15 protein-coding genes are annotated in these 14563 nt (G+C 63.1%); 10 read left to right on the top strand and 5 right to left on the bottom strand.

From position 1 onward, the window contains the following. From AC0L27_RS00730 to AC0L27_RS00715, 4 genes are all read left to right on the top strand, one after another. On the top strand, positions 1 to 756 hold the full coding sequence (locus tag AC0L27_RS00730) for an ABC transporter ATP-binding protein (RefSeq protein WP_354206674.1): 756 nt from the start codon (positions 1 to 3) through the stop codon (positions 754 to 756). Next, on the top strand, positions 753 to 1463 hold the full coding sequence (locus tag AC0L27_RS00725) for an ABC transporter ATP-binding protein (RefSeq protein WP_473317834.1): 711 nt from the start codon (positions 753 to 755) through the stop codon (positions 1461 to 1463). The genes AC0L27_RS00730 and AC0L27_RS00725 overlap by 4 nt, the downstream gene beginning before the upstream one ends. A 203-nt stretch (positions 1464 to 1666) precedes the next feature. Then, positions 1667 to 1846, top strand: coding sequence for a hypothetical protein (locus AC0L27_RS00720; protein WP_231171117.1), 180 nt, complete (start codon positions 1667 to 1669; stop codon positions 1844 to 1846). A 149-nt stretch (positions 1847 to 1995) separates the two neighbouring features. Continuing rightward, the gene (locus AC0L27_RS00715; protein WP_473317832.1) at positions 1996 to 3054 is read left to right on the top strand and encodes a YeiH family protein; all 1059 of its coding nucleotides are present in this window, start codon (positions 1996 to 1998) and stop codon (positions 3052 to 3054) included. Between the two features lie 136 nt (positions 3055 to 3190). Here AC0L27_RS00715 and AC0L27_RS00710 read toward each other — a convergent pair whose 3' ends face one another. The 5 genes from AC0L27_RS00710 to AC0L27_RS00690 form a co-directional block, all read right to left on the bottom strand. Next, positions 3191 to 4063, bottom strand: coding sequence for an ABC transporter ATP-binding protein (locus AC0L27_RS00710; RefSeq protein WP_275167669.1), 873 nt, complete (start codon positions 4061 to 4063; stop codon positions 3191 to 3193). Continuing rightward, on the bottom strand, positions 4060 to 4968 hold the full coding sequence (locus AC0L27_RS00705) for an ABC transporter permease (protein WP_473301099.1): 909 nt from the start codon (positions 4966 to 4968) through the stop codon (positions 4060 to 4062). The genes AC0L27_RS00710 and AC0L27_RS00705 overlap by 4 nt, the downstream gene beginning before the upstream one ends. After that, complete coding sequence (locus AC0L27_RS00700; RefSeq protein WP_473317831.1) at positions 4965 to 6386, bottom strand: ABC transporter substrate-binding protein; 1422 nt, start codon at positions 6384 to 6386, stop codon at positions 4965 to 4967. The genes AC0L27_RS00705 and AC0L27_RS00700 overlap by 4 nt, the downstream gene beginning before the upstream one ends. Before the next feature lie 165 nt (positions 6387 to 6551). Then, positions 6552 to 7328: a Crp/Fnr family transcriptional regulator gene (locus AC0L27_RS00695; protein WP_354206665.1), complete on the bottom strand. Its 777-nt coding sequence runs from the start codon at positions 7326 to 7328 to the stop codon at positions 6552 to 6554. A 190-nt stretch (positions 7329 to 7518) separates the two neighbouring features. Continuing rightward, positions 7519 to 7815 (bottom strand): gamma-butyrobetaine hydroxylase-like domain-containing protein, encoded by a 297-nt coding sequence (locus tag AC0L27_RS00690; RefSeq protein ID WP_247288899.1) that lies wholly within the window; start codon positions 7813 to 7815, stop codon positions 7519 to 7521. A 208-nt stretch (positions 7816 to 8023) separates the two neighbouring features. Between AC0L27_RS00690 and AC0L27_RS00685 the strand changes: the two genes are divergently transcribed. From AC0L27_RS00685 to ytfQ, 6 genes are all read left to right on the top strand, one after another. Further along, complete coding sequence (locus tag AC0L27_RS00685; RefSeq protein ID WP_354206662.1) at positions 8024 to 8797, top strand: ferredoxin--NADP reductase; 774 nt, start codon at positions 8024 to 8026, stop codon at positions 8795 to 8797. A 104-nt stretch (positions 8798 to 8901) separates the two neighbouring features. Beyond that, a complete protein-coding gene (locus AC0L27_RS00680) occupies positions 8902 to 10644 on the top strand; it encodes a fumarate reductase/succinate dehydrogenase flavoprotein subunit (protein WP_354206660.1) in 1743 nt (580 codons plus the stop codon). A gap of 29 nt (positions 10645 to 10673) precedes the next feature. Continuing rightward, positions 10674 to 10907, top strand: a complete 234-nt coding sequence (locus AC0L27_RS00675; protein WP_007593252.1) for a 4Fe-4S dicluster domain-containing protein — start codon at positions 10674 to 10676, stop codon at positions 10905 to 10907. Between the two features lie 2 nt (positions 10908 to 10909). Beyond that, the gene (locus AC0L27_RS00670; protein ID WP_354206658.1) at positions 10910 to 11887 is read left to right on the top strand and encodes a HEAT repeat domain-containing protein; all 978 of its coding nucleotides are present in this window, start codon (positions 10910 to 10912) and stop codon (positions 11885 to 11887) included. Positions 11888 to 11998: 111 nt separating this feature from the next. Beyond that, positions 11999 to 13171, top strand: a complete 1173-nt coding sequence (locus AC0L27_RS00665) for a fumarylacetoacetate hydrolase family protein (protein WP_354206656.1) — start codon at positions 11999 to 12001, stop codon at positions 13169 to 13171. Positions 13172 to 13560: 389 nt separating this feature from the next. Further along, on the top strand, positions 13561 to 14526 hold the full coding sequence (gene ytfQ, locus AC0L27_RS00660; RefSeq protein ID WP_354206654.1) for a galactofuranose ABC transporter, galactofuranose-binding protein YtfQ: 966 nt from the start codon (positions 13561 to 13563) through the stop codon (positions 14524 to 14526). Positions 14527 to 14563: the final 37 nt, after the last annotated feature.

The following is a 14563-nucleotide window of genomic DNA, read 5'->3' as shown; positions in this document are numbered from 1 at the left end:
ATGCTTGAAATCCGCAACCTCGCAAAATCCTTTGGCGGTGTGAAAGCGACCAACGACGTCTCTCTCGACTTCCCCGACGGCTCGCTCACGGCCGTGATCGGCCCGAACGGCGCGGGCAAGAGCACGTTCTTCAACTTGATCACCGGGGCGCTGAAGCCGGATTCCGGAGAGGTGCTGCTCGATGGCGTTGATCTCGCCGGCCGCTCGCCGCCGGAGATCGTCCGCCATGGCATCGGCCGGGCGTTTCAGGTCGCCAGCATCTTTAAATCGCTGACGGTGCAGGAGACCATGCTCGCCGCGGTCAGCGCCGACCAGCGCACCTCCGCGGTGCTGCACAAGCGCTTTCCGTTGCCCGAGACGCGCGATCGCGCCGAGCACGTGATGGAGCTGCTGGGTCTCGCCGGCAAACGCAATCGCACCGCCGCGACCTTGTCGCATGGCGACCAGAAGCTGCTCGACATCGCGCTGGCGCTGGTGCTCGAACCGAAAGTGCTGCTGCTGGACGAGCCGACCGCCGGCATGGGCCCGGAAGAGCGCTGGCGCATGATTGACAAGGTGCGTGAGCTCTGGGAGACGCAAAAGATCACCGTGGTCTTCATCGAGCACGACATGGACATCGTGTTCAAGATCGCACCGAAAATCGTGGTGCTCTGCTACGGCCGCATTCTCGCGAACGGTACGCCCGACGAGATCCGCAATGACAGTGCCGTGATCGAGGCCTATCTCGGCACCGACCATGCGGGAGCCGCCGCATGAGCGCTGTGATCGAAGTCGCCGATCTCGATGTCTACTACGGCACGAGCCAGATCCTGTTCGGCGTCACGCTCGCGGTGCGGCAGGGCGAGACCATGGCACTGCTCGGCCGCAACGGCGCAGGCAAGTCGACGACCATGAAGGCGATCATGGGCTTGGCGCCACCGCGACGGGGTCAAATCAGCCTGCGCGGCGCGGTGATCTCCGGCCGCAAGCCGCACCATATCGCGCGCGCCGGCCTCGGCTTCGTGCCGGAGGACCGCCAGATCTTTCCGGAGCATACGGTTGAGGACAACCTCGTCATCGGCCGGAAGCGCGGACCGGAGGGCCAGGACGAATGGCCCATCAAGCGCATCTACGAAGTCTTCCCGCTGCTGGAGCCGCTACGCCACCGCATCGCCGGGCGCCTGTCAGGCGGCGAGCAGCAGATGCTCGCGATCGCGCGTACGCTGATGGGCAATCCTGCGCTGCTGCTGCTGGACGAGCCGAGCGAGGGTCTCGCGCCGATCATCGTGCAGCGGATCGGCGAGTTGTTGCGGCAGCTCCGTCAGCTCGGATCGACCGTGCTGATCGCCGAGCAGAACATGCATCTCTGCCTGGGGCTGGCGAGCCATGCCACTGTCATCGACAAGGGCCAGATCGTCTATGCCGCCGCGATCGACGAGCTGAAGGCCAACGAGACGATCCGGCGACGTTATCTGGCCCTCTAGGCGGAGCCGCCAGTGTCCAAATAGGCCAAAAGAAGAAAACTGTTGCCCCAGGTCTAATGGACGGAAGGAGTTTCCCCGTCGAGGGGCAAATACGCCAATCGCTTCCATTGCCGTTTCGGGCTGAAACGACGACATTCCATTCACAATTTGATGGATTGACTGCTATGGAACGCACCAGGTTTGAGCCTTTCGGCGAGCAATTGGTGTCCGCAACGGACACGCAGCCGCGCTCGCGCGGGTCGAAGCTGCTGCTGCGGGTCGGCACCGGCCTGTTCTGGTCGCTGGTCGCCGGTATCGTGCTGGCGCGCGCGGCCTTCTTCGAGCCCGGCGTCTATGACGGCTTTAGCCGCGTCGCGTCACTGGCCAAGAGCTTGATCTTCTAAGGCGCGCCTGATCTTCTAAAGGGCGTCTGACCTTCCGAGCCGGATTATTCCGGGCTGAGGATAGAACTTCCCTCGGCCCTGATATGTCGAAAACTTATTTCCCAATCGGCTGGCGCTGCGTATAAATCCTTCTCCTCTGGGAGAGATTTGTGTCGCAGAATCAAGTATCCAGCCCCGCCGACGCTAAGCCGACCACGGCCACCAGCCGCATCGTCGCGCTGATTCCCGGCATCCTCCTCTGCATCGCCGTGGCCGGCGTTTCGGCCCTGCTCGAACGGGCGGAATTGGGCGTCTTCGAACATCCCTATGTCGAGGCGCTGGTGATGGCTATCTTGCTTGGCATGGCCGTGCGCAGCTTCTGGAAACCCGCGCCGCGCTGGCAGTCCGGCATCGCCTTCAGCGCCAAGCAGCTGCTCGAAGTCGCCGTCATGCTGCTGGGGGCCTCGATCAGCTTTGCCGCGATCGCGGCGTCCGGCGTCGCGCTGTTGGCCTCGATCGCAGCGGTCGTCGTGATCGCGCTCAGCGTCTCCTTCGGCATCAGCCGCCTGCTTGGTCTTTCGACGCGGCTTTCGATCCTGATCGCCTGCGGCAACTCGATCTGCGGTAATTCGGCGATTGCGGCGGTGGCGCCGATCATCGGCGCCAACAATGACGAGATCGCATCCTCGATCTCCTTCACCGCGATCCTCGGCGTGATGATGGTGCTCGGCCTGCCGCTGCTGATTCCGTTGCTGCAGCTATCGGCTACGCAGTACGGCATCCTCGCAGGCCTCACCGTCTATGCCGTGCCTCAGGTGCTGGCCGCGACGGTGCCGGCTGGGCTCGTCTCGACGCAGATCGGCACGCTGGTCAAGCTGATGCGCGTGCTGATGCTCGGGCCGGTGGTCGTCGGCCTCTCGCTGACGGCCTCGCGCTGGCACAGCGAAGCCAAGAAGACCAATGTCGGCTTCTTTCGCCTGGTCCCGTGGTTTATCCTCGGCTTCCTTGCGCTGGCGACTCTGCGCTCGCTCGAGATCGTGCCGTCCACGGTGGTTGCCCCGATCACGCGGATCACGGGTTTTCTCACAGTGGTGTCGATGGCCGCGCTTGGCCTCGGCGTCGATGTGAAGGTGCTTGCCAATGTCGGCGGACGGGTGACGGCGGCCGTGACGCTGTCGCTGCTGCTGCTGCTCGGCATCAGCATCGCACTGGTGCACTGGTTCAAGTGATCGAAGCTAGGTGCCGTAGGGTGGGCAAAGGCGAGAAGCGCCGTGCCCACCATCTCGTCGCGCGTACAAAAGTGGTGGGCACGCTTCGCTTTGCCCACCCTACGAGACCGTCATCCCGTAAGCGGGAGCGATGAAATCAAATCACATCCGCGAGCGAATGCCCGTGCAGCTCGATGTTCAGCCCCTGCATACCCATGTCGTTGAGCTCGCCGCCCATCGCCTTGATGCTTTCCTCGCGGATCAGCGACATCAGTCCCCGGCGCAACCCCAGGAACTCCGACGACATCATCATCGACTGCTGCCGCGGCCGCTCCAGCGGGATCGGAATCTCCGCCTTGATCGAGCCGGGGCGTGCGGTCATGCAGTAGACGCGGTCGGAGAGGAAGATCGCCTCGTCGATGTCGTGGGTGACGAACAGCACCGAGATCTTCAGCCGCTGCCACATGTTGGTGAGGATCTGCTGCATGATGACCCGGGTCTGCGCATCGAGCGCGCCGAAGGGCTCGTCCAGCAACAACACTTTGGGTCCCGTCGCGAGCGCACGCACGATGCCCACGCGCTGCTTCATGCCACCTGAGAGTTTCTCGGGATAATGCTTTTCGAAGGCTTCGAGGCCCGCGAGTCCCAGCAGCGTGCGCGCGGCGCGCTCGCGCTGCGAGCGCGGCATGCCGCGCATCTTCAGGCCGAACTCGACGTTCTCTCGCACCGTCTTCCAGGGAAACAGCGAATATTGCTGGAACACCATGCCGCGCTCGGCGCTGGGGCCGTTCACCTTCTCGCCGTCGACGGTGACGATGCCCGTCGTCGGCTTGAGGAAGCCGGCGACCGCGTTGAGCAGCGTCGACTTTCCGCACCCGGAGGGACCGACGATCGAGACGAACTCGCCAGGCTTCACATGTATCTGCGTATCGGTGACGGCTTCGACCGGCCCCTCGATGCTGTCGTAGCTGAGGGAGAAGTTTTTGACCTCGATATGGCCCTGCGGTGCCTTGACAACGACCTCGCTCATTTCAGCCTCCACGGCATCACCAATTGTCCGGCCCCCCGGATCAGCATGCTGGATCCGAGGCCGAGCACGCCGATCGCGATCATGCCGAGCGCGATGTCGGCATACTGAACCAGCGAATAGGCCTCCCAGGTGAAATAGCCAATGCCGTACTGCCCCGAGATCATCTCGGCGGCGATCAGCGACACCCAGGCCACGCCCATGCCGACGGTGAGGCCGGTGAAGATGTGCGGGAGCGAGGCCGGAAAATACACATCGCGGAAAATCGAGCGCTCCCGCGCGCCGAGACATTGCGCGGCGCGCACCAGCACGGGATCGACCAGCGACATGCCGTGCAGCGTGTTGACCAGGATCGGGAAGAACGAGCCGAGGAACGTGATGTAGACGATGCTCTGCTCGTTGGTCGGCCACAGCATGATGGCCATTGGCACCCAGGCGATCGCCGGGATCGGCCGCAGCACCTCCGCCACGGGGAAGATGATCTCGTGGACGAGCTTGAAGCGGCCCATGATCAGGCCGAGCGGCACGGCGACGATCGCCGCGAGCGAGAAGCCGAAGAAGATGCGCCGGCAGCTCAGGAGGACGTGCAGCAGGAATTTCGGATCGTGGATCGCCTTGGTGAAGCTCGCATAGACCGCGAGCGGCGAGGGCACGTTGGTGAAGCGCACGAAGAACACGACGCGATAGGTCGTTAGCAGGTGCCAGACCAGCAGGAAGGCGAGCAGCGAGATAATGCCGATCGCGGTCGCACGCAGTCCGCCCCGGTTGAGCCGGTACCAGCGCAGTGCCAGCGTGCCGAAGGAGGGCGGTGATGCGGGTGAAGTGGAGGCGGGCATGGCGCTGGCCTCCGCGATTGCGCTTGCCGGCATGCTGTCCTCGGAATGTCTGAGGAGGGCGGGACTGCTCACGTCTTGCCCCCGCCGACCGCCGCCTTCACCGCGTCGTCGAAGCCGAGCACCTTGCCGCTGATCTTGGCGGCATAGGCTTCAGCGTCCTTCTTCAACAGGAACGGCGCAACCTCGCCATTGCCGACCGCGAAGGAGGCCTGGTCGGCGAACAGCTTGATGCCGCGCGTGGTATCGAACACGTAGGTGACGTTGATCTTCTTGCCCTTGGCCTTGTAGTCGGCATAGGCGCCGAGCGTGCAACTCGCCGACGAGAAGGGCATGATGCCTGCCTGGTCGACCCAGACCTCGCCGGCCTTGCGCGGATCTGCGATCGGCTTCTTGCAGAATGAATCTTCGCCGGAGATCTCGTAGTTGCTGGCGCTAGCGAGCCGCGCGTCATAGTCGAGCTTCATCTCGGCATAGGCCTTGCGGATGTAGCTGTCGTCGACCCATTTCGTGGGATCGAACTCCTTCATCCGGCCGAGGTTCTGCAGCACCTTGACGTCGGCCGTGGCGGCGTCGATCAATGCCGGCTTGATCGAGGGATCGGTGGTCATGTTGCCGCTGGGGCCAAGGAAGATGTAGACGACCTCCTTGTTGATGCCGGTCCATTCCTGGATCTTCTCGGCGGCGAGCTTGGGATCGTCGCGCAGCCACTGATTGGCGGCGATCAGCGCCTTGAAGTAGGCGACGACGACTTCGGGGTATTTCTCGGCGAAATCGGTGCGCACGACGATGCCGTGGAAAGTCGGGAGATTGGTCTCGACACCGTCAAAGATCTTTCGTGCAAAGCCGCGAAACGGCAGCAGCTCGGCGAACGGGACGAAGTCGGCATGCGCGTCGATCTTCTTCTCCTGGAGATTGGTCGACCCGACCTCCGGGCTCTGGCTGACCAGCTGGAAGAAATCCGACGCGTAGCCGCGGTCCTGCATCGCCTTCAGCACCATGCCGTGCGCGGCAGAGCCGAACGGCACGCTCACGAGCTTGCCCTTGAGATCGGCGAGATCGTAGTAGGGCGAATCCTTGTGCACGACGATGCCGTTGCCGGAGCCCGACAGGCTGTAGGCGGCGATGCCGATCAGCCGGCTCTTGCTCTCCGGATTGCTGTCGAAAGTGAAGCCGTTCACGATCAGCGGATAGTCGCCCATCATGCCGATCTGCAGCTTGTTCGCCATCATCGCATTGGTGACGGGCGGACCGGATGTGAAGTTCTGCCACTCCAGCTCGAACTTGATGTTGGCGTATTTGCCCTCCTTCGGCAGATATTTTTCGAGGAGATGGAGCTGGCGGATGACGACGCCGGCGGTCACCGTGTTGGTCGTGGTGTCCTGCGTTCCGATGCCGAGCGTAACGGTTTCCGCCGCGGCCGGCTGGGCGAGGAGAAGCGCCAGCGACGTCACCGACATCGCGATCGAGAGCGTGGGAAGATGGCGGACCATTCTCATCCTCATTCGGTTGGATGTGCTGTGGTTGCCATGATTGGGTGAGGGCGTGGGCAGGGCAAATCCGGAATGAGCGCCACAGTCGATTAGTTGCCGGGAAAAGTTGATTGCATAGTCCTTGGGCAGTCCTGCAATATAAAGCCGCTTGCGTGGGCACCAGCCCTAGTCAGACGCTTGCCCTCGCATTTCTTCCAGCACGTCGGGCCGGCAGACCACGATCTGGGAGCGCTTGGTCAGCACGATTCCCTTCTCCTGCATGCGCTTCAGGCTGATCGTGACCCATTGCCTGGTGGCGCCGACCATGTGGGCAATATCGGCATGGGTGAAGGCGGCCGCGATCACCCGGCCGTCGGCGTCATCGACGCCATAGAGGTCGACGAGATGCAGCAACAGATGCGCAAGGCGCTGCGTGATCGAGCGCGTCCCCAACATCTGGGCCAGCGCCGAATAGCACTTGCCCTTAAAGGTCAGGCCTTCGATCAGGCCGATCGCGAGGTTCGGAATCTCGACGGCAAGGGATCGCAGTTCCTTTCCGGGCAGATGCACCACGCTGCAATTGCTGGATGCAACGCCGGACCATTGATGCACGGTGCCTTCGAACACTTCCGGCCCGCCGACGAAATTGCCGACATGCCAATAGGCCAGCGTGATCTCGCGGCCGAGCGGGGAGGTGTAGAACACCCGGATACGGCCGCTCTCGATCAGCCAGATACCGTCATGCTTGCCGCCCTGGCTGAACAGCGTCTGGCCACGGTTGAGCACTTTTCGGCGGCCCTGCTTCAGCACCAGCTCCCGCTCGCGCTGGCTGAGCTTGTCCATCAACGCCGGCGGTCCGCCGATCCATTGCTGGTTCTCGGTCAGCAGCAGCGAGGAACCGCCAGCAGGCCGGACCGTTGCGGGGCCGGTCCCGCGAACCACATTGGCCGCCTGCAACATCATCTGCCTCCGGAACGTTCAAACCGTTCTAAAGAGGAGCAATGTCCGTGCCAATCACTCACCTGTTGTCGCCCTGCGAAGACCGGGCGATCCAGTATTCCAGGGAAAGCAATGGGATACGGAGGGGCCGCGGCGTACTGGATTTCCCGCCTGCGCGGGGAATGACAGCGGAACGCGGGAAGGAATCCTGTCCCTAGCGCCCGGCCAGGCTCAGCAAATACGGCTTCGGGTAAATCCCCCGGTTGTGCCCATCCGAAAACGAGATGTTCAGCCCGTAACCGAGATCGCCGATCTCGGTGATCGCGATGCCTGGAAACCGCTCGGGGAAGCGGCCGTCGAAGCGGGCACGGGTGCAGTGGGCGCATTTGCAGGAGAGGCGAAGCGTTTCCGCCGGCAAGTCCAGCGTGTCATCCTGAGCGGTGCGGACGCGGAGCGTCGCGAGGTCGGCGCTTGCTTCGTAATCTGCCACGGTCGGGGCCACCAAGGTCATGACGTGTCTCCGACCCTTCTCTACGTTGCCGCAGCGCTGCCGCGATAGCAACTAATTGCCAGGCGCAGGTGCGAGGCGCTGATCTTTGCTGCCTGCTCCTCGATCATCGCCCACGAAATGTGAAACTAATCGACCGGGAATTTCAGTTCGGCGTTGCCGGATTCCTGTCTCTCCGAAACCTTGTGCGCAATCGAGATCAGGAGAGACGATGAGCGCATTTCAAAAGGAAACAGTCCTGTCGGTCAGGCACTGGACCGATAGCCTGTTCAGCTTCACCGCGACGCGCGATCCGGGCTTCCGCTTCCAGAACGGCCAGTTCGCGATGATCGGGCTGGAAGTCGAGGGCAAGCCGTTGCTGCGGGCCTACAGCATGGCGAGCGCCAATCACGAGGAGGCGCTCGAGTTCTTCTCGATCAAGGTGCAGGACGGTCCGCTGACCTCACGCCTTCAGAAAATCAGGGAGGGGGACGTCATCCTGGTCGGCCGCAAGGCCACGGGCACGCTGATCACGGGCAATCTCATTCCCGGTAAACGCCTGTTGCTGCTCTCGACCGGAACGGGGCTCGCGCCGTTCGCCAGCCTGATCAAGGACCCCGACGTCTACGAGAATTACGAGACCATCGTGCTCGCCCACGGTTGCCGCCAGGTCTCCGAGCTCTCCTATGGCGAGCACCTCGTCGAAGGCCTGCGCGATCACGAGTTCTTCGGGCCGCCGATCCGCGACAAGCTCGTCTACTACCCGACCGTTACCCGCGAGCCGTTCAGGAATCGCGGCCGCATCTCCGACCTGATCGCGTCGAACCAGCTGTTCGACGATATCGGGCAGTCGGGACTCGATATCGAGACCGACCGCATCATGCTGTGCGGCAGCCCTGCGATGCTGGAGGAACTTCCCGCGATGCTTTCCGCGCGTGGCTTTGTCGAGGGCAATCACAGCCGCCCCGGCCATTTCGTGATCGAAAAAGCCTTTGTCGAGCGCTGAGGCGCAAATCGCACCTCGGCGACAACTAATTGCTATCGCCGGGACGCCTGCTGAACAAATCTGATGCAAAGGCGCCGGACCTGCCGGCGAACCAGGAGCAAGCGATGTCACTAGATCAGATCGTCGACGGACTTTCGGAGGTTTCCTGCGACGTGCTCGTCATCGGCGGCGGCACGGCCGGCCCGATGGCGGCGTTGAAGGCGAAGCTGAAGAATCCGAAGGCCAATGTCGTCCTGCTCGAGAAGGCCAACGTCAAGCGCTCCGGAGCGATCTCGATGGGCATGGACGGCTTGAACAACGCCGTCATTCCCGGCTACGCGACGCCGGAGCAGTACACCAAGGAAATCACCATCGCCAATGACGGCATCGTCGATCAGAAGGCGGTCTACAAATACGCGCAGAACTGCTACTCGATCATCGAGGAGCTCGACAGTTTCGGCATCCGCTTCCTGAAGAACGAGAACGGCGACTACGCCGTCAAGAAGGTGCATCACATCGGCACCTACGTGCTGCCGATGCCGAACGGCGAGACCGTGAAGAAGGCCCTGTATCGCCAGCTCCGCCGCGCCCGCATCCTGATCTCCAACCGCTACATGGCGACGCGGCTGCTCAAATCCGCCGACGGCCGCGTTGCCGGCGCGATCAGCGTTAATACCCGTACCGCCGAGATGCTGGTGATCAAGGCCAAGGCCGTCATCCTGTGCATGGGCGCCGCCGGCCGTCTCGGCCTGCCGACCTCCGGCTACATGTTCGGCACCTACGAGAATGCGGCCAATTCCGGTGACGGCTATTCCATGGCCTATCACGCCGGAGCGGCTCTGGCGAACCTCGAATGTTACCAGATCAATCCGCTGATCAAGGACTATAATGGGCCGGCCTGCGCCTATGTCGCCGGTCCCTTCGGCGCCTTCACCGCCAACAACGAGGGATCGCGCTTCATCGAATGCGATTACTGGTCCGGCCAGATGATGCTGGAGTTTTACAATGAGCTGTTGTCCGGCAAGGGCCCGGTGTTCCTCCAGCTCAAGCATCTCCATCCCGACACGATTTCCGAGATCGAATCGACGCTGCACAAGGTCGAGCGTCCCACACGCGGCCTGTTCCAGCAGGGGCGCGGCGTCGACTATCGCAGCGAGTCGATCGAGATGCATATTTCCGAGATCGGCTTCTGCTCCGGTCACAGTGCGTCAGGCGTGTTCGTCGACGACAATGCGCGCACCACCGTGCCGGGCCTCTATGCCGCCGGCGACATGGCGAGCGTGCCGCACAATTACATGCTCGGCGCCTTCACCAACGGTTCGGTCGCCGGCATCGACGCGATGGAGTTCGCGGACAATCACGACTTCGCGGAATTCGATGCGGCCGATGTCGCCAGCGAACGTGACCGCGTGATGGCGCCGACCAAACGCGAGGACGGCATTCCGCCGAACCAGATCGAGTACAAAACCCGGCGTCTCGTTAATGACTATCTCCAGCCGCCGAAAGTCACGCGCAAATACGAGCTCGGCATGCGTCGGCTCGCCGAAGCGAGGGAAGACATGCAGGAGCGGATGATCGCGCGCAATGCGCACGAACTGCTCCGCGCGCTCGAAGTACAGTCGATCATGGACTGCGCGGACATGGCGGTGCATGCCTCGCTCTACCGCGAGGAAAGCCGCTGGGGCCTCTATCACTGGCGGACGGATTTCCCGGAGAAGGACAACGAGAATTGGTTCTGCCACACGCTGCTCAGCAAGCAGGACGGCAAGATGACCAGCGAGAAGCGTGCCGTGGAGCCCTATATCGTGCCGATCGCCGACGACGAGAAGGATCTCTACGACAAGCAGCGCATCCGCGCGACAGCCTGACCCGCCGCACAAATAACAGGAGACATACGATGCCTCTCGCTTCCTATCAGACATCGGTTCCGGTGGTCGTCGACGACGCCAAATGCATCGCGGACAAGGGCTGCACCGTATGCGTCGACGTCTGCCCGCTCGACGTACTGCGTATCAGCGATATGACCAACAAGGCCTACATGGCCTATGACGAATGCTGGTACTGCATGCCCTGCGAGGCGGATTGCCCGACCGGCGCCGTCACCGTCAACATTCCCTATCTGCTGAGGTAGCCATGTCGAGCCCGTTCGAATCCTACGACGATCTCGAAGATGCCGACGAGCGGCTCCAGGCCGCCGATCCAGGGGAGCGCCGCGTCGCGATCATCGCGCTCGGCCATTCCGGCGATCCCGCAGCGGTCGGCCATCTCGCCAAAATGGTCGCCGATCCCGATGCCGGCGTGCGCCAGCAGGTCGCGATGGCGCTCGGCGAGTTTGACGGGCCGGACGCCGCCAGCGCGCTGGTGAAGCTGCTCGTCGATCCCGAGAGAATCGTTGCGTCCGCCGCGGCCGACAGCATGGCGGAGTTCAAGGATCCGGCTTGCGCCGAAATCATCCTGCCGCTGGTCAAGCATGCCCACGCCTTCGTCCGCATGGGCGCGTTGCGTGCGCTTAAGGAACTGCGTTGCAAGGACACCTTGAAACCCGCACTGGAAGCGCTCCAGGATTCCGATGCCGCCGTGCGGGTGCAGGCGATCGGCGTGATCGGGTTCCTCAAGCTGGAGGAATCAATTCCGGCGCTGACCGCGCTGATCAACGATCCGGACGCGCATGTGCGCCGTGCCGCCGTCAGCGCGCTCGCCTTCTCGCAGATGAAGCCCGCGGCCGAGATGATCACGCGCGCGTTGAAGGATTCGGACTGGATGGTGCGGGAGATGGCCGCGGAAACGCTGGGCCTCAACGTCAACGGCTCGATCGCCGCCGACCAGCTCATCGCTTCGCTCAGTGACGAGTTCTGGCAGGTGCGGCTGAAGGCAATCCGCAGCCTTGGCCGGATGAAGATCGAGCGCGCGGTGCGCCCGATCGGCAATTGCGTCAACCATGAGCAGGCGAATTTGCGGAAGGAAGCCGCTGCTGCGCTCGGCGAGATCGCCCACCATGACGGCGAAGCGTTCCTTGCCGTCATCGCCGACGATCCCGATCCCGAGGTGCGCAAGAACGCGCGCTGGGCGCTTCAGCAGATCGCAGCCCGAAAAGCGCGGGCGGGGGCATAGAAGCGCAGCCGCCTGCCGCGCTGGACTTCCCGTCCCAGACGTTTATTGGTCTTCGCCAATGTGATAGGCCTCCGCGAGCGAGGTCGATCCGAAAAGAGCGAGGATGCGCCCATGACGACATTGACGGTTAAGGACCTTCTCCCCGAGGACGGCACGCGCGGAACGCTCGTTGGCCGCGTCTGGCTGCCGCAGGCGAATGGCCCGGCCGTGGTCGCCGTGCGCGGCGATGGTGTGTTCGACGTCACCGCAAAATTCCCGACCGTCAGCACGCTCTGCGAGGAAGACAATCCGGCGAAGGCGCTTGCCGCGACCGAGGGCGAGCGCATCGGCGATCTCGAAGCCATCGTCGCCAACACGCCGCCCGATCAGCGCGATGCGAAAAAGCCGTGGCTGCTCGCGCCGGTCGATCTCCAGACGCTGAAGGCCGCCGGGGTGACCTTCGCCATCTCGATGCTGGAGCGCGTGATCGAGGAGCGGGCGAAAGGCAATCCGGCCTCGGCCGAAGCGATCCGGAAAGAGGTGACGCGGCTGATCGGCGACGATCTGTCGAAGCTCAAGCCCGGTTCGGACCAGGCGATGCACCTGAAGCAGGTGCTGATCGACCAGAACGCCTGGAGCCAGTATCTGGAGGTCGGCATTGGCCCCGATGCCGAGGTCTTCACCAAGGCGCCGACCTTGTCGTCGGTCGGCACCGGCATGGATGCGGGGCTGCATCCGAAGTCGACCTGGAACAACCCCGAGCCGGAGCTGGTGCTGTTCGTCTCGAGCCGCGGCAAGATCGTCGGCGGCGCGCTCGGCAACGACGTCAATCTGCGCGACTTCGAGGGCCGTTCGGCACTGCTGTTGTCGAAGGCCAAGGACAACAACGCCTCGTGCTCGATCGGTCCGCTGCTGCGTTTGTTCGACGACAGCTTTACCCTCGACGACGCCCGCAAGCTCGACATCAGCCTGAACGTGAGGGGGCAGGACGGTTTCGTCCTCGACGGCCATTCCTCGATCAGCATGATCAGCCGCGATCCGACCGATCTGGTCGAGCAGACCATCGGCAAGGTGCATCAATATCCCGACGGCTTCGTGCTGTTCCTTGGCACGATGTTCGCGCCGGTCAAGGATCGCGACGCGCCGGGGCAGGGGTTCACCCACAAGCGCGACGACATCGTCACCATTGCGGCGCCCCAGCTCGGTAAACTCGTCAACCGCATGCGGACCAGCGACGAGTGCGAGCCCTGGACGTTCGGCATCGGTGCGCTGATGAAGAATCTGGCGCAGCGGAAGCTGATCTAGCGGCCAGCATGTTGCCCCGCCGACAGCGGGCGATTGCACATCGAAATCAGGAGAAGGTCGTCATGCCCGGGCTTGTCCCGGGCATCGACGTTCTTGGTCCTGCATGGCAAAGCCGTGGATGGCCGGGACAAGCCCGGCCATGACGATGTGGCGCTGGCGAAGCCACATCATTTCGTTCATCTTCCCGTTGCATCTGCGGAACAAAATCGCGCTTGGCGTGTCATACGATTACCGCCCTGCCAACTGCGATGTCCCAAGCGAATAGTCAGATAATATGACTAGTCGGAACCAAACTTCCGTGAAATAGTCCCTCCCGCCGCTCAAAGGTCGGCCTGCGGGTGCGATGCTACCAACTGGCGCCCCGGATAACATTTTGGGAGATACGCCTGATGATCCTCAAAGCCCTCTTTGCGGCCAGCGCCACGGCCGCGTTGCTGCTCGCGCTGCCGGCGAACGCCGCCGAGCTCACCATCGGCTTCTCGCAGATCGGATCGGAATCCGGCTGGCGCGCGGCCGAGACCTCGGTCTCCAAGCAGGAGGCCACCAAGCGCAAGGTCAATCTCAAGATCGCCGACGCGCAGCAGAAGCAGGAGAACCAGATCAAGGCGATCCGCTCCTTCATTGCGCAGAATGTCGATGCGATCTTCCTCGCGCCCGTCGTCTCGACCGGCTGGGACTCGGTGCTGAAGGAAGCCAAGGAGGCCAAGATCCCGGTCGTGCTGCTCGACCGCGACATCGATCCCTCCGGCAAGGAGCTCTATCTCACCGCCGTGACCTCCGACAGCGTCCACGAAGGCGAGGTCGCCGGCGACTGGCTGGCGAAGACCGTCGGAGCCAAGGCCTGCAACATCGTCGAATTGCAGGGCACGGTCGGCGCGAGCGTCGCCGCCAACCGCAAGAAGGGTTTTGACACTGCCATCGCCAAGCATGCGAACCTGAAGGTGGTGCGCAGCCAGACCGGCGACTTCACCCGCGCCAAGGGCAAGGAAGTGATGGAAAGCTTCATCAAGGCCGAAGGCGGCGGCAAGTCGATCTGCGCGGTCTATGCGCACAATGACGACATGATGGTCGGCGCGATCCAGGCGATGAAGGAAGCCGGCCTTAAGCCCGGCAAGGAGATCCTCACCGTCTCGATCGATGCGGTCCCCGACATCTTCAAGGCGATGGTGGCCGGCGAAGCCAATGCCACCGTCGAGCTGACGCCGAACATGGCGGGTCCCGCGCTCGATGCCATCGCGGCCTTCAAGGACAAGGGCACCGTTCCGCCGAAATGGATCCAGACGGAATCCAAGCTCTACACCGCCACCGATGATCCGCAGACGATCTACGACAGCAAGAAGGGCCTCGGTTACTGAGGCGAGGACGTCGCCGGGCGGCCGGGTTTCGGCAGTC

Source organism: Bradyrhizobium sp. Ken51 (genome assembly GCF_055807435.1).
This window is presented reverse-complemented; position numbering and strand designations above follow the sequence as displayed.

Coding starts and splice junctions, on each gene's coding strand:
- AC0L27_RS00730 (WP_354206674.1), top strand. CDS start 1: ATGCTTGAAATCCGCAACCTCGCAAAATCCTTTGGCGGTGTGAAAGCG.
- AC0L27_RS00725 (WP_473317834.1), top strand. CDS start 753: ATGAGCGCTGTGATCGAAGTCGCCGATCTCGATGTCTACTACGGCACG.
- AC0L27_RS00710 (WP_275167669.1), bottom strand. CDS start 4,063: ATGAGCGAGGTCGTTGTCAAGGCACCGCAGGGCCATATCGAGGTCAAA.
- AC0L27_RS00700 (WP_473317831.1), bottom strand. CDS start 6,386: ATGGTCCGCCATCTTCCCACGCTCTCGATCGCGATGTCGGTGACGTCG.
- AC0L27_RS00695 (WP_354206665.1), bottom strand. CDS start 7,328: ATGATGTTGCAGGCGGCCAATGTGGTTCGCGGGACCGGCCCCGCAACG.
- AC0L27_RS00690 (WP_247288899.1), bottom strand. CDS start 7,815: ATGACCTTGGTGGCCCCGACCGTGGCAGATTACGAAGCAAGCGCCGAC.
- AC0L27_RS00685 (WP_354206662.1), top strand. CDS start 8,024: ATGAGCGCATTTCAAAAGGAAACAGTCCTGTCGGTCAGGCACTGGACC.
- AC0L27_RS00680 (WP_354206660.1), top strand. CDS start 8,902: ATGTCACTAGATCAGATCGTCGACGGACTTTCGGAGGTTTCCTGCGAC.
- AC0L27_RS00675 (WP_007593252.1), top strand. CDS start 10,674: ATGCCTCTCGCTTCCTATCAGACATCGGTTCCGGTGGTCGTCGACGAC.
- AC0L27_RS00670 (WP_354206658.1), top strand. CDS start 10,910: ATGTCGAGCCCGTTCGAATCCTACGACGATCTCGAAGATGCCGACGAG.
- AC0L27_RS00665 (WP_354206656.1), top strand. CDS start 11,999: ATGACGACATTGACGGTTAAGGACCTTCTCCCCGAGGACGGCACGCGC.
- ytfQ (WP_354206654.1), top strand. CDS start 13,561: ATGATCCTCAAAGCCCTCTTTGCGGCCAGCGCCACGGCCGCGTTGCTG.